The sequence below is a fragment of the Streptomyces sp. P9-2B-2 genome (assembly GCF_030406865.1).
Lineage (GTDB): Bacteria > Actinomycetota > Actinomycetes > Streptomycetales > Streptomycetaceae > Streptomyces > Streptomyces platensis.
The window spans coordinates 5357300-5374802 of sequence record NZ_CP129126.1 but is presented as its reverse complement, the minus strand read 5'-3'; the positions used below and the strand labels follow the sequence as shown (position 1 = coordinate 5374802).

Below are 17503 nucleotides of genomic sequence, written 5' to 3'. Positions count from 1 at the left end.
TCTGTCCGAGACCCGTCAAAAGATCACGGGATCCGGCGAAGTCGTACGGAGGGTCAGGCCTTGCCCCGGGGTGGCGCGGCGGTCTGCCGGGCGCCCCGGGGCACCGGACTCAGGCGCGGCGGCGGGCCGCCTCCCACAGGACGACACCGGCCGCGACACCGGCGTTCAGCGACTCCGCGCCGCCCGGCATCGGGATCCGCACCCGGACGTCACAGGTCTCGCCGACCAGCCGCGACAGGCCCTTGCCCTCGCTGCCGACGACGATCACGACGGGGCCGTCCAGCGCCTCGACGTCCTGGAGCTCCAGCTCGCCGTCCGCGGCCAGCCCGACGACCGTCAGACCGGCCTTCTGGTACGACTCCAGGGTCCGGGTCAGGTTGGTGGCGCGGGCGACCGGCGTACGGGCCGCGGTGCCCGCCGAGGTCTTCCACGCACCGGCCGTCATCCCGGCCGCCCGGCGCTCCGGCACGACCACGCCGTGGCCGCCGAAGGCACACACGGAACGGACCACGGCGCCGAGGTTGCGCGGGTCGGTGACGCCGTCGAGCGCGACGATCAGCGGGTCGGCGCCCTCGTCGAAGGCGGCCGCGGCCAGGTCCTCGGGGTGCGCGTAGTCGTACGGCGGGACCTGGAGGACCAGGCCCTGGTGGTTGAGGCCGTTGGTCATCCGGTCCAGCTCGGGGCGCGGCGCCTCCATCAGGTTGATGTCGCCGCGCTCCGAGGCGAGCTGGAGCGCGGCGCGCACCCGCTCGTCGGTGTCGATGAACTGCTGGACGTAGAGATTCGTCGCGGGCACGCCGTCGCGCAGCGCCTCGAAGACCGGGTTACGGCCGACGACCAGCTCCGCGGTGCCCTTGGCGCCGCCGCGCCGCGGGGCCGGGCGGCGCGCCGCGGCCTGCTTCGCCTGGGCGTTGGCGACCCGGTTCTTCTTGTGTCCCTTGCGCGCGGAGGCGGGCGGGGTCGGGCCCTTGCCCTCCAGGCTCCGGCGCCGCTTGCCGCCGCTGCCGACCTGCGCGCCCTTCTTGTTGGACGTGCGGCGGTTCCTGCGCTGGCTGTTGCCGGCCATGGGTCACCTGTTTCTTCACTGCTCTCGACGTCTCGCGACGTGGAGTGGGGACGTACGTATGGAATGAGTGTCGCCCGCGGCCCCCGGGGCGGTCGAATCCGGGGGGCCGGTGGCGGGCGGGACGGGGGTCAGGACAGCGACCAGCGCGGGCCCGAGGGGGTGTCCTCGATGGCGAGTCCGGACTGCTGGAGCTGGTCGCGGATGGCGTCGGCGGTGGCGTAGTCCTTGCGGGAGCGGGCGGCCTGGCGCTGGTCGAGGACCAGGCGGACCAGGGAGTCGACCACGCCGTGGAGGTCGTCGCCGCGGTCCGTGCCGGCGCCGGCCCAGCGCTCGTCGAGCGGGTCCAGGCCGAGCACGCCGAGCATCGCCCGCAGCTCGGCGAGCCGGGCCACCGCCGATTCCTTGTCGTCGGCGAGCAGCGCGGAGTTGCCCTGGCGGACGGTGGTGTGCACGATCGCCAGGGCCTGCGGGACGCCCAGGTCGTCGTCCATCGCCTCGGCGAAGGCCGGCGGCACCTCGGGCGCGGGCTCGACGACGCCGGCCTTCTCGACCGCGCGCTGGACGAAGCCCTCGATCCGCGCGAACGCGGACTCGGCCTCGCGCAGCGCTTCCTCGCTGTACTCGATCATCGAGCGGTAGTGCGGGGTGCCCAGGTAGTAGCGCAGCACGATCGGGCGCCAGCGCTTGACCATCTCCGCGACCAGCACGGAGTTGCCCAGCGACTTGGACATCTTCTCGCCGCTCATGGTCACCCAGGCGTTGTGCGACCAGTACGCGGCGAAGTCGTCGCCGTAGGCCTTGGCCTGCGCGATCTCGTTCTCGTGGTGCGGGAAGACGAGGTCGACGCCGCCGCCGTGGATGTCGAAGGCGGAGCCCAGGTACTTGTGGGCCATCGCCGAGCACTCCAGGTGCCAGCCGGGCCGGCCGCGGCCCCAGGGGGTCTCCCAGCTGGGCTCGCCCTCCCTGGCCGCCTTCCACATCGCGAAGTCGCGCGGGTCCCGCTTGCCGGTCTCGCCCTCGCCGGACGGCTGGCGGAGGTTGTCCAACTCCTGGTTGGACAGCTGGAGATACTCCGGGAAGGACTTCACATCGAAGTAGACGTTGCCGTCGGCGGCGTAGGCGTGGCCCCGCTCGATCAGGCCGCGCATCATCTCGATCATCTCGGGGATGTGGCCGGTGGCGCGCGGCTCATAGGTGGGACGCAGGCAGCCGAGGGAGTCGTAGGCCGTGTTGAAGGCGACCTCGTTCTCGTAACCGATCGACCACCAGGGGCGGTCCTGCTCGGCCGCCTTCTTGATGATCTTGTCGTCGATGTCCGTGACATTGCGCACGAACGTCACGTCGTAGCCGCGGTAGTCGAACCAGCGGCGCATGATGTCGAAGTTCAGCCCCGACCTGATATGCCCGATGTGCGGGGCGGCCTGCACGGTCGCGCCACACAGGTAGATCGAGACACAGCCCGGCACGAGCGGGGTGAAGTCGCGAATCTGCCGGGCGCTGGTGTCGTACAGGCGAATCGTCACGGAACCAGGGTAGTCGGAACGAGGCAGTGCCCCGCGACCCATTGGGCCACGGGGAAACAGATCCGCCACAACCGCCCGATTCGCCGGAAGTGTCACCCGCCCGGAGTGGCCCCCGGGCCTGGTCAGATGCTGCCCACCACCTTGCGCGGGGTGATCCGCACCACGACCCGCTCGGCGTCCTCGGCCGACGCCGGGTTGAACTCCGCGTACGGCTTGCCGGTGTACTTCCGCGACAGCTGGTCGATCAGCTCCTGGCCGCCCTCGGTGCTGAGCGAGGCGGAGCCGCGGACCTCGGCGTACGTATAGGGCGCGTCGAAGGGCTGGACGACAACGGAGACCCGGGCGTCGCGGCGGAGGTTGCGCTCCTTGCGGCGGCCGACGGTCGTCGAGATCAGCAGATCGTCGCCGTCGCGCTTCACCCAGACCGGGGAGACCTGGGGGCTGCCGTCGGGCTGGACGGTCGCCACGGTCACGAAGACCGGGGTGTCGAGGAGCTTCTTGAGGTCGTCGGACAGGGTGGCAGTCACGAGGGGTCCTTCCTGCGGGCCGTTCCGAGGGACACGAGTACTCCGATGGTCCCCCCAACACCCGCGCGGCGCCCGGCATTCCCGCTCCATACGGGGGAATGCCGGGCGCCGCGTCCGCCGGTCCGGGCCCTGCGGGGTCCGGTCAGGCCGTACGGAAGACGATCGCCGTGGCGACCGCGGCCAGGCCCTCGGCGCGGCCGGTCAGGCCCAGTCCGTCCGAGGTCGTGCCGGAGACCGAGACCGGCGCCCCGGCGGCCGCCGACAGCGCCTTCTGGGCCTCGTCGCGGCGCTTGCCGACCTTCGGGCGGACGCCGATGACCTGCACCGCGACATTGCCGATGGTGAAGCCCTCGGCCCGCACGATCCGCGCGGCCTCGGCCAGCAGCGTCACCCCGGACGCACCGGACCACTCGGGGCGGCTGGTGCCGAAGTGCGCCCCCAGGTCGCCGACACCGGCGGCCGAGAACAGCGCGTCACAGGCGGCATGGGCGGCCACATCGCCGTCACTGTGTCCGGCCAGGCCGTAGCCGTCGCTCTCCGCGGCGTCCCAGAGCAGCCCGGCGCACCACAGCTCACGGCCCTGCTCGAAGGCGTGTACATCCGTGCCGATGCCGACGAGCGGGAGCAGCGGGGCGGCCGGGGCCGCGGCGGGAATCGGTTCAGACATAGCCATCGGTGGCCCTCCTGCGGGCGAGTACGGCCTCGGCCAGGACCAGGTCCAGCGGCCGGGTCACCTTGAACGCCTCCTCGTGGCCGGGAACGACCACGACCGGCGAGCCGAGCCGTTCGACCAGCCCGGCGTCGTCGGTGACGCCCTCGCCCTCGACGACGGTGTCATGCGCCTTGCGCAGGGTCGCCAGATCGAAGCCCTGCGGCGTCTGTACGGCGCGCAGCAGCGCCCGCTCCGGGGTGCCGACCACCGGTTCGGGGGCGCCCTGCGGCTGCGGATCGACCTGCTTGACGGTGTCGGCCAGCGGCAGCGCCGGGACGACGGCGGGCGCACCGGCGCGGACGGCGGCGACCACCGCGTCGACCGTGTCGACCGGGACCAGCGGCCGCGCGGCGTCGTGGACCAGCACCACGTCGATGGTGTCCGGGAGCGCCGCCAGACCGAGCTGGACGGACTCCTGGCGGGTCCCGCCGCCGGGGACGACCCGCAGGTCGGTGCGCCCGGGCAGCGGATGCTCATCGAGCAGGCGGCTGACCTCGGCGGCGCCGTCGGGCGGCGCGACCACGACGATCACGGAGACGGCACGGGACGCGGCCATCGCACGGACGGCGTGCACCAGCATGGGGGTGCCGCCCAGGGTGCGCAGCGCCTTGGGGGTGCCGGGACCGAGCCGGACACCACGGCCGGCGGCGGGAATCACCGCGGCGGTGCGGAGGGGACGGGGGGGATCTGGCATCGATGACTCCGGAGTCCGGGGCGAGCCCGGAATTGACGCAGACAGGTTTGTTTCCTCGGACGAGGTGGGTATGGCCTGGGCGTGCCCCCTACGGGGGGAGTGCCGGGCGCGACGCCTTGACCGGACCCTTCCGTGACATCGGTCGAGCCAGCTGCCCGGGCCCGGCACGTCACAGGGGGGCGGTGGTCCTCACCGGCACCAACCGGCCCCCATGGATCCGTCGTAACACCCGCAGATATGCCGCAGCGCCCGGCAACGGACCGCTTCCCCTCGGGGAATCGATCGTCACTCGGGCACCGCGGCATTGCTACGTCGTCGCTGCGTAGGATTTCCGTGGAGTGGATTTCCTGGCGCTGGCTTTGCCTGCGTTGGATGGCGCCAACGCCGGTTATGGCCAATGCTTCAGCGTCGTCAGGACGCGAGTACCTCGTCGAGCAGGGCCTCGGCCTTGTCCTCGTTGGTGTTCTCCGCGAGAGCGAGCTCGCTCACCAGGATCTGGCGCGCCTTCGCGAGCATCCTCTTCTCACCGGCGGAGAGGCCGCGCTCACGCTCACGCCGCCACAGGTCACGCACCACTTCGGCAACCTTGATCACATCGCCGGAGGCGAGCTTCTCGAGATTTGCCTTGTAGCGACGGGACCAGTTCGTGGGCTCTTCGGCATACGGTGCGCGAAGCACCTCGAAGACCCGGTCCAGCCCGTCCTGACCAACCACGTCGCGTACGCCGACGAACTCCGCATTGTCCGCTGGCACACGAACAGTCAAGTCGCCCTGGGCGACCTTCAGCACCAAGTAGGTCTTGTCCACGCCTTTGATCTGGCGAGTTTCGATGGCCTCGATCAGCGCGGCCCCGTGATGGGGATAGACCACGGTGTCGCCAACCTTGAACGTCATGTGACAGGTACCCCTTCCGTGGCTATCCATGCTAACACGGGAACGGGCCGTTCTGAATGGCGTTTTCGCAGGTCAGGGCGTATCTCGGGGCTTGACAACAGCGACCGGAACGTGCTGCGAGGGGCCTCCGGAGACGGGAATTCGCAGGTCGGAGGGGCTGCACGGGTGAGCGGAAACATGCCCGTCACGTACCGGGAAGGCGATGATCGGCAGGCCGAACGTCCCGGTTTGCACGGATCCACACGAGCGAGTTCCGGTACTCCGTTCGGCTGCTCAGGGGCCTCTTGGGGCGGATTCCGGAATTGATCACGAACCGGCGGGCGAAGAGTGTGATCAATTCCGCGAGCCCTTCACATTCCCTGCGAATACCGCTTTTCCCAGGAAGGAAACCAGCCCCTCACCACCCGAACAGCCGCGTGCCGAAAATTCATGCCCGTTCTTGAGAACGTTCTCGACTCCGTCTGATCTGCGAACCGTTCCGGGAGCCGTTCCAGCCGCCGTTCCGCGGGCCGTTCCGTGTACCGCGTGCGGCCGCCCGTTTCCCGGTGCGTTCTCCCGCCCTCTTCCCGGGTGCTCCGGCCGCCGTCGGCTCCCGTTCGGGGCCGCGTGTCGGGGGCGGCGGAACGGGGGTCCGGACGGCGGTGGCGGGCCGCTGATCACGCTGGGGGCGGGTCGGGTGCGGCGGCGCGTGGGCGGCTCGGTAACCTAGCGGCGCTGACACACCCTTAGGGCGGCTTTACGCACCCGTCGTCATGACGCGTACGGAGGCCGCCCCAGCCGTCCATCCGCGACCGGGCACGAACGTTCGGCCGCCGTAGCTCGTCAAGGAGATGCCGCCGCCGTGAGCCGCAGCCTTCGACGCGGCGTCCTCGCCGCCACCGTCCTTTCGCTCTCGATCGCCACGCTGTCCGCGTGCGGGGCCGGGAACGACGCCCAGACGCTGGAGGTCAAGCCGGACAACGCCGCGACCTCCGTGGGCGACATCAAGATCCAGAACGCCAACGTGATCACCCAGCCCGAGGTGGACGCCAAGGGCCCGGCCGTGATCTCCGCGACGGTGTTCAACAGCGGCCTCAAGGACCAGAAGCTGACCGCGATCTCCGTCAACGGCAGTGGCCAGACGGCCAAGCTCGCGCCGGCCGACCACGGCTCCGGCCCGATCACCGTGCCCGCCGGCGGCTCCGTCGTGATCGGCGGCGAGGGCAACCCCTCGGCCGTCCTCGCCAGCGGCCGGGAGGCCGTCCAGGACGGCAACGCGCAGCCGCTGACCTTCAAGTTCAGCTCCACCGGCCAGGTGCGGATCAACGCCTACGTCGTCCCGGCGAAGAACTACTTCGAGGGCTACGGGCCGTCGCAGCTGCCGTCGCCGTCCGGCTCGCCGTCGCCGTCCGCGTCCGGCAAGCCCTCGGGCAAGCCGTCCGGCTCCGCGTCCCCGTCCGGTTCGGGTAAGCCGACCACGGCGGCGGACCACGCCGAGGACTGAGCCGGCCGCACGACGGCGGCAGGCCGTCACCAGTACGCGTCAGGGGCGCCCCTCCAGATCGGAGGGGCGCCCCTGACGCGTAGTGCCTCAGCCGCGCGGCGCAGCGCGGCTCACTGGTGCACAGGCCGGTTTACGGCTCGAACTTGTAGCCCAGGCCGCGGACCGTGACGAGGTAGCGCGGTGCGCCCGGATCGGGCTCGATCTTGGCGCGCAGCCGCTTGACGTGCACGTCCAGCGTCTTGGTGTCGCCCACGTAGTCGGCGCCCCAGACCCGGTCGATGAGCTGCATACGGGTCAGCACCCGGCCGGCGTTGCGCAGCAGCATCTCCAGGAGGTCGAACTCCTTCAGCGGCAGGTCGACCTTGCCGCCGGCGACCGTGACGACATGGCGGTCCACGTCCATCCGGACCGGACCGGCCTCCAGGGCCTGCGGGGCGACCTCCTCGGGCTCGCCGCGGCGGCGCAGCACGGCGCGGATCCGGGCGACCAGTTCGCGGGAGGAGAAGGGCTTGGTGACGTAGTCGTCGGCTCCTATTTCCAGGCCGACCACCTTGTCGATCTCGCTGTCCTTGGCGGTCACCATGATGACCGGGACATTGGAGCGGCCGCGGAGCTGGCGGCAGACCTCGGTGCCGGGCAGGCCGGGCAGCATCAGGTCCAGCAGCACGAGATCGGCGCCGTTGCGCTCGAACTCGTCCAGTCCGTCAGGGCCCGTAGCCGCGATGGCGACCTCGAAGCCCTCCTTGCGAAGCATGTACGACAGTGCATCGCTGAACGATTCCTCGTCCTCGACGACAAGCACTCGGGTCACGGAAGGACCTCCGGGGCTGGGTGAGCAGGGAGCGGATCGTTGAAGGTCTCGTACGGGCGGTCCTCTTCGTCGAGGCCCTCCGCTGAGAGGTCGGCGGGCCGTTCGCGGTCGCGTACGGCCCCGGCTTCCGGGAGACGCAGGGTGAAGGTGGAGCCTTGTCCCTCGGCGCTCCACACCGTGACCTCCCCGCCGTGCGAGGCGGCCACGTGCTTGACGATGGCGAGGCCGAGGCCGGTCCCGCCGGTGGCGCGCGAGCGCGCCGGGTCGACGCGGTAGAACCGCTCGAAGACGCGGTCGCGGTCCTTCTCGGATATCCCGATGCCCTGGTCGGTCACCGCGATCTCGATCAGGTCGCCACCGGGCGCCGAGACATGGCGTCCGGCGATCCCCACGCGGGTGCGCGCCGGGGAGTAGTTGACGGCGTTCTCGACGAGGTTGCCCAGGGCCGCCGCGAGCTGGCCGCGATTGCCCCAGACATGCAGGTCGGCGGTGCCGCCGACGGCCATGGTGATCTGCTTCGCACCGGCCTGCTGGCGGCAGCGGTCCATCGCCTCGGCGACCAGCTCGTCGACCCGGACCGGCTCGGCGTCCTCCAGCGGGTCGTCGTTCTGCACCCGGGAGAGATCGATGAGCTCCTGGACGAGGCTGGTCAGGCGGGTCGCCTCGTTCTGCATCCGGCCGGCGAAGCGCTCGACGGCCTCGGGGTCGTCGCTGGCGTCCATCACGGCCTCGGAGAGCAGTGACAGGGCGCCGACCGGCGTCTTGAGCTCATGGCTGACGTTGGCGACGAAGTCGCGGCGGACCGCTTCTATGCGGCGGGCCTCGGTGAGGTCCTCCACCAGCAGCAGGACGAGCCGGGAGCCGAGCGGGGCGACTCTGGCGGAGACCGCGAGGGCCTCGCCACGACCCGTGCCGCGGCGCGGGAGGTCCAGCTCGACCTGGCGTATCTCGCCGTCCCTGCGGGTGTCGCGGGCCATCTGCATCATCGGTTCGACGGCGAGCTTGCCGCCGCGGACCAGCCCGAGGGCGTACGCGGCGGAGCTGGCCTTGACGACGGCGTCGGCCTCGTCGAGCACCACGGCGGAGGAGCGGAGCACCGAGAGCACGGTGTCGACCCCGGGCGGCAGCGCGGCGTCGACGTGCAGCGAGCTGCGGGTGGGCTTGGCCTGATCGCGCTCGCTCCAGCGGAACGCCAGCATGGCGAAGACGCCGGTGCACAAGCCGGCGATCGCTGCCACTGCGGCGACGGCCGCATCCACGTTCATGACTCCAGGTTATGCGCCGGGTCGGACACTTCCCCAGCCGTGCGAGGCCCTGCTCGAACAGCCGTCGCCCAGAGTTCACCGTGGCGTCCACACCGGTTCACTCCGGAGGCCGGTGCGGAGCGTGTGCCCGCCCGCCGGATACCCCTAGGGAAACCGGCGCGTGCGCCCCGCCGCTCCGGCGCACGGCCAGGTGAACCGCCCGACCGGCCTCGGGGCAGTGGATACGTCGCCCAGAGTTCACCTTCACGTCGGTGCGGGTTCACCCCCGGTGGCACCGCAGGTCGCGCGGCGCCCGCAAGGTGAGGGTGCGGGTGCCGGACCGGTTCCGCTCCGACCCGCGACCGGACACCCTGAGCCACCGCGGGCGGGCGCCCCTCCGGAGCACGGCACCGCGGAGTACCGGCTCCGCGGAGCGCTCCTCCGGGATCCGGGCCGCGCGGGCACCGGCCGTGAGAGCGTGGGCACAGGTCACCCTGCACCCCGTTCCACCTCCCACGCCACATCACCACATCGAAGCGAGAGAAGGTCACTGATGCGGGACGCGTACCACGAGGAGCTGGATTCGATCGGCGAGGGCCTGGTCGAGATGGCCCGGCTCGTCGGCTCCGCGATCGGGCGCGCCACCACGGCGATACTCGACGCGGACCTCAAGCTGGCCGAGAACGTCATCGCCGCCGACGAGAAGGTCGACGACCTCCAGCGCGACCTGGAGGCCCGCGCCATCGCCCTGCTGGCGCGGCAGCAGCCGGTCGCCACCGACCTGCGGATCGTCGTCACCTCGCTGCGGATGAGCGCCGACCTGGAGCGCTCCGGCGACCTGGCCCAGCACGTGGCCAAGCTGGCCCGGCTGCGCTTCCCGGAGACCGCCGTTCCGCAGGATCTGCACGCCACCATCCTGGAGATGGGGCAGCTGGCGCAGCGCCTGATGGCCAAGGCCGCCGAGGTCATCATCACCAAGGACGTCGACCTCGCGCTCCAGCTGGAGCAGGACGACGACGCGATGGACATGCTGCACCGCACGCTCTTCCAGCACCTGATGGACGACCGCTGGAAGCACGGCATCGAGACGGCCGTGGATGTGACCCTGCTGGGCCGCTACTACGAGCGCTTCGCCGACCACGCGGTGTCCGTCGCCAAGCGGGTCGTCTACCTGGTCACCGGCGAGCACGCCGACGAGATCGCCCCGCCGACGGCGGTGGAGGGAGCCTGACGGCAGCGGCGGGCGGAGGGCGCGAGTCCGCCCCATGAGCCACCGTGCGCCGTTGACGTGTGCTTCCACGCGCCGTTGACGCGCCTCGTCACCCGGGCTTGCAATGGGCAGCAGGTGACCCCTAGGAGGCAATGCATGGCACCCATGGCGGACTCCCCCAACCCCGCGGCCGAGGCCCCGACGGCCGTCGACCGCCCGCGGCTCCCGCTGCTCGGCGCCTGTGGCTGCGGCCCCGGCTGCAGCTGCGGCTGCCAGTCGGGCGGACCGTGCCAGTGCGGCGGCGGCTGCTAGCGACCCCGACGGCACAGCGCCACGGCGGCCCCGGCCGGTCGGTCTTCACGACCCTCCGGCCGGGGCCGTCCCGCATTCCGTCATTCCGCCGTCGTCACAGCGTGATCGCCAGCGGATGGATCTCATCCGCCTTGTGGCCGGCGCGCTCGTGTATGCGCTGCACCGCTCCCGCCGACGGCGCTTCCGACAGACAGAACACATCGCCGGACTCGGTGTCGGCCCAGGCGTTCTCGAAGGTCACGCCCTCCTCGCCCTGGATAGCGAGATCGGCCTGATGCGCGGCCTTGAACTCGTCGGCCGTGAGGCCCTTCATACCGTGATGAATGTCCATGAACTTGGGCATCGAGCTCATCCTCCAGATCGCAGACGACACCCCTTCTTCCATGCTGCCTGCTGCCCTTGTTCTCAGCTACGGCTGCCCGTCGGGCGCCGCCGGAACGGTCCGGGCGAGGGCGCCCTCCTGGGGCTCTGACCTGCCCGGATGGGCGGTGCGCCGAGCGCACGCCAAGGCCCCCGGCCGATGCGTATCACCGCGGACCGGGGGCCTGCTCCGCACACGCGGTGCGGACTGCTGCTGCGTGGGCTACTTCTTCTTGCCCTGGGTCTGGCGGGCCCGTTTTTTCGACCAGGTCAGCGGGACACAAACTACCGCTGACCTGCGATCGGGCTGTCATCGTTGGTCGTTGTTGGCTGTTGCTTGTCGCCTTCGGAGGGCCCAGAGAGGGCCCGGCGGTGTCGCCCCAGCCCCCCTCACTCATGAAGAGGAGCAGCCCCCCGACGCCGCAGCGCGAGGGCCTCCGCATGCTTGCGGATCGCTGCCATCCGAGCCTCCCACTCCGCACCCGAGCGGTGGTCAGGGTGGGCGGTCGTCTGTCCCTGGTGTTTGCGGTAATGGAGACCGGTCTCACCGATGAACCAGCCGTCAGCCATCACATCGAGGGCCATCAGGAGGGCGGTGTCCTCGGACGCGGGTAGGGCCATCCATCCACCTGCTTCCGCGATCAGGCCTTCTCGGACGCAGAGCGACGCGGGGTGAACCTGGGGTCGGTGAGTGGATTTCCAGTAGGCATACAGGTCGCCTCGGACGAGCAGACCGGGTTCGGGGTCGCCGAGCGTGTTGTGCCGAAGTGAGCCGTCTGGCATGAGGTCGAGCACCCGGCAGACAGTCCAGCCGACGGACGGGTGCGTCTCCATGACCTCGATGTCTCGGGCGAGAGCGCCGCCGGGCAGGATGTCGTCGGCGTCGAGAACCTTCACCAGCTCACCCCGGCTGCGCCCCCAAGCCAGGGTTCGGGCCACTCCAGGGCCGCCGCGCCGGTTGTCGCTCACCATGACGCGAGAGTCCTCGCGGATGTCGACCGGCACGTCGGTCTGCTTGCCGCCGTCGACCTGGACCAGCCACTCCCACTCCCAGCCATCCGGCAGTTCCTGCGCGCGGAGCGAGGCGAATGCCTCGGACAGGAAGCTCAACGCTGTGTCGTGCACCGGCGTCACGATCGATACGAACTGGGTCACTGGGTCCACCTCTCCAGCGGCACGGAGTACTGAAGCTCCGTCCGCTCCCCGGCAAGCACCACGTGTGAGTACTCAACGACGTCGCCATCGGTAGACACGCTGGTCTTGTCCAGCAGGATCACTGCGCCGCCAACAGGGATGCCCAGCTTCCGCGCCTCGGCCTGGGTGGCTAGCCGGGTCCTGACCCCGTCGTCGATGCGGTCGATCTCAATCCCGATGGTGCTCAGTTGGTGGTGTGTGCCTCCGGGCCACGGCTCCTTGGAGCTGTCCAACAGATCGGGGTTTTGGGCAGCAACCTCGTGGACCAGGTAGGAGTCGATCAGCGACAGTGCGGTTGTATCCCCAGAGGTGCTGTGCCAGTACTGCCGGTGCAGCATCAGGGTGCCGGTCTCCACCCCGAACCGTTCGGCAAGGTTGTCATCTGCGGGGATGGTGCTGAACGTCGCGTGGGTCTCGATCTGGTCGTGGTCCAGGCTGGTGTCCTTGTCTATGACCCCTTGGCTCCGGCGTACTTCGTCGGGTCGCCTCGCCAGTCTTTTCTCCCAGACGTAGCGCTCTTGATGCCGGCGAATCTGGTGCGGCGGGCGTTCGCGGACCTTCGTACCGTGCCCTCGGACCATGCTGACCAAGCCCTCAGCCTCCAAGGCCTTGTACGCCGCGAGGATCGTGGTCTTTGACCCCTTGCCTTGGGCGACCAGTTCCCGAATCTGGGGCAGCTGATCTCCCGGGCGATACCCGGCGGTGCCGGCTGCGATCTCCTGCGCGATCTGTTCTGCGAGTCCGCGCCATTGCGGCGTTTTGGGTGCCATGTAGTACCCCTCTCTCAACCCCGCTAGTGAACCACAGTCCCGGGATAGCGCTGTCCCGGGACTGTTGACAGTCCCGGGACAGCATGCCAATCTCATGGACGTGCCAAGCAGTCCCGGGACAGCAAATCCGGGCTGGTGGCGGCTCGCCAAGGGGCCCTTCTTTGGGCTGCTTTGTGGGCGTGTCGGTTCGGGATGGCTCGTGCAAGTGGGGCCCTGAGCTGGTCGTTCCTTGAGAACTGAACAGCGTGACAAGTCGACGGGGTGCAAGTCCCCGTCCCCCGCAACGGCCCGGGTGATGGCCGCGGCGGCCACTTAGCGGCAGGTGAACCTGTCCTGCCCGCGTACTGGCTCTGAGGACGCCCCCTTCACCGGGGAGCGCCACCCCGTACGCGCCGCCCTGCTGGCGTCAGAGCAGTGACGATGACGCGCCCGATTTTCCCGGCTCGGGACCGGTGCTCCGTGGCAACGGCGCACCGGTGAAGCCGCATCCCTGCTCTCTGTGGGAGGTCGGTGTGAACCGACGACATACCTCGGCGCCGCCCTGATGGACCGCTCGGCGGCGCCTCCACGACTTCCGGTCCGCCTCTACCTGGCCCCGCAGCCCTATGACGCTGCGGCCGGTTGCCTCCTCCGCCCGTCCGGCCTGTGCCGTACGGGCGGGGCTGAGGGGAGCCGGAACCCCCTGGTTCCACAACGGCGCGCGGCCCCGGTGTTCGAGCACCGGGGCCGCTTTCTGGGCCGTTCCACTGCGAAGGGAGCACGACCCGATGAGGAACATCGCTGCTGTTCAGGCGGTCGTTACCGCCACCGAGTTCGACCGCGGGCCGACGGCCGCGGAGCTGGACGCGATCGACGCGGAAATGCTGTCGATCCTGGAGGACGTGGTGCGACTGGACGAGCAGATCGCCCTGCTGAACCCTCCTCTCTCGGAGCTGAAGGAGCGGCGTCACCGCCGGGCCCGGCGCCGGGTGCTGGCCGAGCGGCGGGTCCTGGCCAACCGCAACGCCGCGCAGACCGGCGATGCGGCATGAGCGAGTCCTTGACCCCCGCCGCACACATGCAGGCCGCATCCGAGGCGGTGCGCCAGCACAACCACGCCGCCATGGCCGGCGGGTACGACAGCACGCCCGAGGTCAGCCGCGCTGTGATCGCCCTGGTGGAGATGTGCGCGCGGTTGCAGCAGGCGACCGAGCACATGGACAGGCGTGTGCACCGCGATCTGGCGGCCGGAAGGCTCGCCCCGGATGACGGGACGACGCCCGAGGAACACGCGCACGGTGCCGGTGTGGCGCTCCTGGAGGCACGGCTGGCCCTGTCTGAACTGCTCGGCCAACTCCAGGAGGCCAGTGGCCATCTGTGGCACCTGGGCATGGTCTACGAGCCCAGGGAGACCGACGCATGAGCCACGAAGACACCACCACCGATCTTGGTGCGTCGCTCCGCGTCGAGGACCGGTCGACGGGCGTCAACGCCTCGTCGACGCCCGTCGACATCGGCTACGTCATCGCCGTGCTGGCGGGCGCCCTGACCGTGCTTCTGACCGCCGCGGCGTTCTGGCTGTCCTACGAGCACCTGCAGGAAGTCGCCGCCCGCCACGGCATGGCCGACGCAACCGCCCGCTCCTGGGCCTGGCCCGCCACCGTCGACCTGTTCATCGTCATCGGCGAACTCCTCATCCTGCGCGCCTCCCTGGCCCACCGGGTCGACGGATGGGCAATCCTCCTGGCCGCAGCCGGATCAGGCGGCTCCATCGCCCTGAACGTGGCAGGCGTCGGCGACCACGCCCAATGCCTCGACTACGTCGTAGCCGCCGTACCACCGGTCGCGGCCCTCCTGGCCTTCGGCGCCCTGATGCGGCAGGTCCACGCCTATCTCGCCGCCCGCATCACGACGCCCGGCGACGCAGATGCCGACACCGTCAACCGCCCGTCGACGCCCGTCGAAAAGGCGCCCGACCAGACCGCCGAACCGGTCACCGAGTCCACCCCAGCGGCGGACCTCCCGCTACCGGAACCGCTCCTGGAGGCAGCAGACACCAAGGCACCGTCGACGCCCGCCGACGCACCGGCCGACCCCGTCGAGGAGACCTCGACGCCCGTCGACCTGTGCACCCCGGTGATCTACCCCAACCGCGTCGACCAACTGATCCGCGCCCTGTACGGCACGGACTTCACCCAGCCGAACACCGCCCGCATGACCGAAGCCATGGCCGCCGCCGGCCTTGGCACCTCCGAATCCACCGCCCGCACCGCACGCGCCCGAGTCCGCACCCGCGAACCCCAGCTGGCCGCCTTTCCCACCGCCATCGCGAGCTGACATCCCCAGCCTCAAGGAGGAGGAACAATGCGAACCAATACCTGGGCCTCCCCGCGGCAGCGCCCCGGGCGTCCCTCCAGCCAGCCGTTCGTCGTCGACATCCCCGAAACGCCCCTCCCACGCCGGCCAGATGGCCATGCCTCTGAGGGAGGTGGCGTGAGCGAGCCCATCGTGCTGACGCGCACAATCCTGCCGGTACAGGGCTGGTGGCGAGACGTCGAGCCCGCCCCGGCCAGCCTCCCGCCCGGCTACGTGGCCGCCCGGCGGCCGGTCATCGCCGGTCCGGACGCTGACGAGCTGCGGGTGCGCGCGTGGCTGCGTCGGCGGCTCGGCGGTGCGGCATGACGACGCCTCCTCCGCCCTCGACCCCGCCGACCGTCCACCTCCCGACTCCGGCGGACACCACCGCAGATGACTGGTGGGAGGCCCTCTACGGCGATGGCACCGCCGACGCTGCCGAGGTCCCCGCGCCGCGTGCGGTGACGGCCCCGGCTGGCCGCCTCCCGTTCTGGTGGACAGGGGAGGGGGTCGCCCTCGGCGACGACGCCGAGGAGGTGGACACCGACCCGGTGCCGCCGTGCGAGCACCCCGAGCTGCTGGAGGTCCACGACACCTACGGCGAGCTGGTCGCCTACCTCTGCCCGGCCTGCGACGCCCAGTTTCCCGCCCCGGACACCGAGGAGGACGAGGCGCGGCCGTACGACCGGTTCGTCGCCACCACCCGCTCCGCGGCCTCGACGGCGTCCTCGAAGGTCTCGGGCTGGTTGCCCGCCGGCGCCAAGGGCATCGAGCTCAACCCTCGCGCCCGGCGCCTGCTCTACAACGGCAGCGCCGCCGGGCTGGGCTGGTACCTGCACATCGGCCCGCCCATCAAGCACCTCCTGGAGGAGTGCGGCCGGGAGGCCAGCATCGGGGCCTCCCTCATCGTCGGCGTCGCCATCTGCGGCGCCGCCGCCGTCCTCGTCGACCGCCGCACCCGCCACTGGTGGCCGCCGCTGGCGTGGGTCTGCCGCGCCCCGCTGGCCGCCGCCGTCCTCGCCCTGTGCCTCTACACACCCACCGCGTTCTAGGAGTTCACATGTTCACGCTCGCAGCAGCACACGCCGGTATCCAGGGCGGCCAGATCCTCGGCACCCTCGGTGCCAGCGGCGCCGCGCTGGCCGCCACGGTGATCCTCGTGATGGGGGTCAAGGGCCAGCACAAGATCAAGCTCGACCAGATGCAGGCGGCTGGCGTCGGGTTGGTCGCGGGCGTCCTCTACGCCACGGCGGCCAGCATCTGGAGCACCCCCGGCAACGTCACCAAGGGCCTGGCCTCTGCGATCCAGGGGGGAGTCGGCGGCAACGTCGGCATGGGAGCCATCGCCCTCTGCCTGGTCGCGATCATCTACGGCAAGAAGCTCAAGCCCCGGACCGCCGCGCTGTTCGGCATCGCGGCGGCGACCATCTTCGCGGGCGCGGGCGGCATCTGGGGCGTGTTCAACACGACCCTGGCTGCGTTCCTCAACCAGGCTCTCGGGGTGGCCTGATGACCAGCGAGACCATGACGGAGGCGGGGGAGCGGACCGAGGCCGGCCATGACTCCCCCGGCCTCCGGGCCTACCTCCCCACCCGCCAGCTCGCCCGTGCGCTGTGCTCCGGCTCCGCCGTCCTGATCGGCAAGGGCTGGGCCTGGATCACCGCCGAGGGCGCCAAGGAGGCCGGGTCCCGGCTGCTCTACAGCGGCTTCGGCCTCTACGCCGGTGCCTACGTCGCCCACACCACCCCGCAGATCGTGATGCCGGTGGTCGTGGTCGGCTGGATCGGCGGCGCCCTGATGTTCGCCCCCTCCCCTCCCCCACCCGGCAAGGCCAAGCCCCGCGTTGACCTGACCAAGCCGGCCGCCACCGAGGACCAGCACCAGGATCTCGTCGAGGACCAGGAGCTGGACGAGCCCGAGCCTGAGCCGGACCTCGAATCCGTCGCGCGGCTCGTCCGCTGCCTGGCCGGGACGCAGCACCAGGGCGCGCACCTCGATGACCTCCTCGCCACGGGCGAGCTGGGCGACTGGGACAAGGACGCGCTCAAGGACGCGCTCGCCGAGTGGGAAATCCCGGTCGAGGAGAAGGGGTTCAAGCTCACCCTCGACGGCCGCCAGCGGGTGCGGCAGGGGGTGCGCCTACGGGACCTCCCGGCCGGTGCCGGGGAGGCCCCCGCGGCGGCCGGGGAGGGGGCCCCGTCCGGCCCTCCGTCGGCGCCCGCTCAGGCGCCCGCCAGCACCCCGCCCGAGGGGCCCGCCGAGACCGTCGCCGACCCCTCCCCTCCCCTCGCTCCAGAGACCCTCTCAGGGGCCCCGGTAGGCGGGTAGAAACCGCAGGTCAGCCCGGCGCCTACCAACTCGCCTACCAG

At 70.9% G+C, this 17503-nt stretch carries 21 protein-coding genes; 10 read left to right on the top strand and 11 right to left on the bottom strand.

Annotated features, from left to right (window positions below):
* Window positions 1-109: 109 nt before the first annotated feature.
* From rlmB to QT196_RS23615, 6 genes are all read right to left on the bottom strand, one after another.
* Window positions 110-1066, bottom strand: a complete 957-nt coding sequence (rlmB, locus tag QT196_RS23640; protein ID WP_168480882.1) for a 23S rRNA (guanosine(2251)-2'-O)-methyltransferase RlmB — start codon at window positions 1064-1066, stop codon at window positions 110-112.
* 128 nt (window positions 1067-1194) lie between these two features.
* Window positions 1195-2589, bottom strand: coding sequence for a cysteine--tRNA ligase (cysS, locus tag QT196_RS23635; protein ID WP_168480881.1), 1395 nt, complete (start codon window positions 2587-2589; stop codon window positions 1195-1197).
* A 122-nt stretch (window positions 2590-2711) separates the two neighbouring features.
* Complete coding sequence (locus tag QT196_RS23630) at window positions 2712-3116, bottom strand: PPOX class F420-dependent oxidoreductase (protein ID WP_168480880.1); 405 nt, start codon at window positions 3114-3116, stop codon at window positions 2712-2714.
* Between the two features lie 142 nt (window positions 3117-3258).
* Window positions 3259-3783, bottom strand: a complete 525-nt coding sequence (gene ispF, locus QT196_RS23625) for a 2-C-methyl-D-erythritol 2,4-cyclodiphosphate synthase (protein WP_168483929.1) — start codon at window positions 3781-3783, stop codon at window positions 3259-3261.
* Window positions 3776-4522 carry a 2-C-methyl-D-erythritol 4-phosphate cytidylyltransferase gene (ispD, locus tag QT196_RS23620; RefSeq protein ID WP_290355624.1) on the bottom strand — a complete coding sequence of 249 codons (747 nt, stop codon included), beginning with the start codon at window positions 4520-4522 and terminating at the stop codon, window positions 3776-3778. The genes ispF and ispD overlap by 8 nt, the downstream gene beginning before the upstream one ends.
* A gap of 411 nt (window positions 4523-4933) precedes the next feature.
* Window positions 4934-5416 (bottom strand): CarD family transcriptional regulator, encoded by a 483-nt coding sequence (locus QT196_RS23615; RefSeq protein ID WP_003953493.1) that lies wholly within the window; start codon window positions 5414-5416, stop codon window positions 4934-4936.
* An 841-nt stretch (window positions 5417-6257) separates the two neighbouring features.
* Here QT196_RS23615 and QT196_RS23610 point away from each other — a divergent pair.
* Window positions 6258-6899: a DUF461 domain-containing protein gene (locus tag QT196_RS23610; RefSeq protein ID WP_290355623.1), complete on the top strand. Its 642-nt coding sequence runs from the start codon at window positions 6258-6260 to the stop codon at window positions 6897-6899.
* Between the two features lie 130 nt (window positions 6900-7029).
* Here the strand turns inward: QT196_RS23610 and QT196_RS23605 are convergent, their stop codons facing one another.
* A complete protein-coding gene (locus tag QT196_RS23605) occupies window positions 7030-7710 on the bottom strand; it encodes a response regulator transcription factor (RefSeq protein ID WP_018089768.1) in 681 nt (226 codons plus the stop codon).
* Entirely contained in the window at window positions 7707-8975 is a 1269-nt protein-coding gene (locus tag QT196_RS23600; RefSeq protein WP_168480877.1) for an ATP-binding protein, read from the bottom strand. The genes QT196_RS23605 and QT196_RS23600 overlap by 4 nt, the downstream gene beginning before the upstream one ends.
* A gap of 532 nt (window positions 8976-9507) precedes the next feature.
* Between QT196_RS23600 and phoU the strand changes: the two genes are divergently transcribed.
* Entirely contained in the window at window positions 9508-10185 is a 678-nt protein-coding gene (phoU, locus tag QT196_RS23595; protein ID WP_168480876.1) for a phosphate signaling complex protein PhoU, read from the top strand.
* A gap of 135 nt (window positions 10186-10320) precedes the next feature.
* Window positions 10321-10476: a hypothetical protein gene (locus QT196_RS23590; protein ID WP_158894179.1), complete on the top strand. Its 156-nt coding sequence runs from the start codon at window positions 10321-10323 to the stop codon at window positions 10474-10476.
* 94 nt (window positions 10477-10570) lie between these two features.
* On the opposite strand, the gene QT196_RS23585 is transcribed toward QT196_RS23590, so the two are convergent.
* The 3 genes from QT196_RS23585 to QT196_RS23575 form a co-directional block, all read right to left on the bottom strand.
* Window positions 10571-10819, bottom strand: coding sequence for an SCO4226 family nickel-binding protein (locus QT196_RS23585; RefSeq protein ID WP_168480875.1), 249 nt, complete (start codon window positions 10817-10819; stop codon window positions 10571-10573).
* Window positions 10820-11226: 407 nt separating this feature from the next.
* Complete coding sequence (locus QT196_RS23580; RefSeq protein ID WP_290355622.1) at window positions 11227-11991, bottom strand: glycosyltransferase family A protein; 765 nt, start codon at window positions 11989-11991, stop codon at window positions 11227-11229.
* Window positions 11988-12800 carry a GntR family transcriptional regulator gene (locus QT196_RS23575; protein WP_290355621.1) on the bottom strand — a complete coding sequence of 271 codons (813 nt, stop codon included), beginning with the start codon at window positions 12798-12800 and terminating at the stop codon, window positions 11988-11990. The genes QT196_RS23580 and QT196_RS23575 overlap by 4 nt, the downstream gene beginning before the upstream one ends.
* A 767-nt stretch (window positions 12801-13567) precedes the next feature.
* Between QT196_RS23575 and QT196_RS23570 the strand changes: the two genes are divergently transcribed.
* The 7 genes from QT196_RS23570 to QT196_RS23540 all read left to right on the top strand — a co-directional run bounded on the left by QT196_RS23570 (window position 13568) and on the right by QT196_RS23540 (window position 17462).
* Entirely contained in the window at window positions 13568-13831 is a 264-nt protein-coding gene (locus QT196_RS23570) for a DUF6284 family protein (protein WP_290355620.1), read from the top strand.
* Entirely contained in the window at window positions 13828-14202 is a 375-nt protein-coding gene (locus QT196_RS23565; protein ID WP_290355619.1) for a hypothetical protein, read from the top strand. Before QT196_RS23570 ends, QT196_RS23565 begins: the two co-directional genes overlap by 4 nt.
* A complete protein-coding gene (locus QT196_RS23560; protein WP_290355617.1) occupies window positions 14199-15116 on the top strand; it encodes a DUF2637 domain-containing protein in 918 nt (305 codons plus the stop codon). The genes QT196_RS23565 and QT196_RS23560 overlap by 4 nt, the downstream gene beginning before the upstream one ends.
* 156 nt (window positions 15117-15272) lie before the next feature.
* Entirely contained in the window at window positions 15273-15461 is a 189-nt protein-coding gene (locus QT196_RS23555) for a hypothetical protein (protein WP_263270376.1), read from the top strand.
* Window positions 15458-16186, top strand: a complete 729-nt coding sequence (locus tag QT196_RS23550; protein ID WP_290355616.1) for a hypothetical protein — start codon at window positions 15458-15460, stop codon at window positions 16184-16186. Before QT196_RS23555 ends, QT196_RS23550 begins: the two co-directional genes overlap by 4 nt.
* An 8-nt stretch (window positions 16187-16194) precedes the next feature.
* Window positions 16195-16644: a hypothetical protein gene (locus tag QT196_RS23545; RefSeq protein WP_290355614.1), complete on the top strand. Its 450-nt coding sequence runs from the start codon at window positions 16195-16197 to the stop codon at window positions 16642-16644.
* Window positions 16644-17462 carry a hypothetical protein gene (locus QT196_RS23540; protein WP_290355613.1) on the top strand — a complete coding sequence of 273 codons (819 nt, stop codon included), beginning with the start codon at window positions 16644-16646 and terminating at the stop codon, window positions 17460-17462. Before QT196_RS23545 ends, QT196_RS23540 begins: the two co-directional genes overlap by 1 nt.
* Window positions 17463-17503 lie beyond the last annotated feature (41 nt).

What these genes read in the sequence shown, in the direction of transcription:
- rlmB (WP_168480882.1), bottom strand. Translation starts at nt 1,066, where the DNA reads ATGGCCGGCAACAGCCAGCGCAGGAACCGCCGCACGTCCAACAAGAAG.
- ispF (WP_168483929.1), bottom strand. Translation starts at nt 3,783, where the DNA reads ATGTCTGAACCGATTCCCGCCGCGGCCCCGGCCGCCCCGCTGCTCCCG.
- ispD (WP_290355624.1), bottom strand. Translation starts at nt 4,522, where the DNA reads ATGCCAGATCCCCCCCGTCCCCTCCGCACCGCCGCGGTGATTCCCGCC.
- QT196_RS23615 (WP_003953493.1), bottom strand. Translation starts at nt 5,416, where the DNA reads ATGACGTTCAAGGTTGGCGACACCGTGGTCTATCCCCATCACGGGGCC.
- QT196_RS23600 (WP_168480877.1), bottom strand. Translation starts at nt 8,975, where the DNA reads ATGAACGTGGATGCGGCCGTCGCCGCAGTGGCAGCGATCGCCGGCTTG.
- phoU (WP_168480876.1), top strand. Translation starts at nt 9,508, where the DNA reads ATGCGGGACGCGTACCACGAGGAGCTGGATTCGATCGGCGAGGGCCTG.
- QT196_RS23590 (WP_158894179.1), top strand. Translation starts at nt 10,321, where the DNA reads ATGGCACCCATGGCGGACTCCCCCAACCCCGCGGCCGAGGCCCCGACG.
- QT196_RS23585 (WP_168480875.1), bottom strand. Translation starts at nt 10,819, where the DNA reads ATGCCCAAGTTCATGGACATTCATCACGGTATGAAGGGCCTCACGGCC.
- QT196_RS23575 (WP_290355621.1), bottom strand. Translation starts at nt 12,800, where the DNA reads ATGGCACCCAAAACGCCGCAATGGCGCGGACTCGCAGAACAGATCGCG.
- QT196_RS23570 (WP_290355620.1), top strand. Translation starts at nt 13,568, where the DNA reads ATGAGGAACATCGCTGCTGTTCAGGCGGTCGTTACCGCCACCGAGTTC.
- QT196_RS23565 (WP_290355619.1), top strand. Translation starts at nt 13,828, where the DNA reads ATGAGCGAGTCCTTGACCCCCGCCGCACACATGCAGGCCGCATCCGAG.
- QT196_RS23560 (WP_290355617.1), top strand. Translation starts at nt 14,199, where the DNA reads ATGAGCCACGAAGACACCACCACCGATCTTGGTGCGTCGCTCCGCGTC.
- QT196_RS23550 (WP_290355616.1), top strand. Translation starts at nt 15,458, where the DNA reads ATGACGACGCCTCCTCCGCCCTCGACCCCGCCGACCGTCCACCTCCCG.
- QT196_RS23545 (WP_290355614.1), top strand. Translation starts at nt 16,195, where the DNA reads ATGTTCACGCTCGCAGCAGCACACGCCGGTATCCAGGGCGGCCAGATC.
- QT196_RS23540 (WP_290355613.1), top strand. Translation starts at nt 16,644, where the DNA reads ATGACCAGCGAGACCATGACGGAGGCGGGGGAGCGGACCGAGGCCGGC.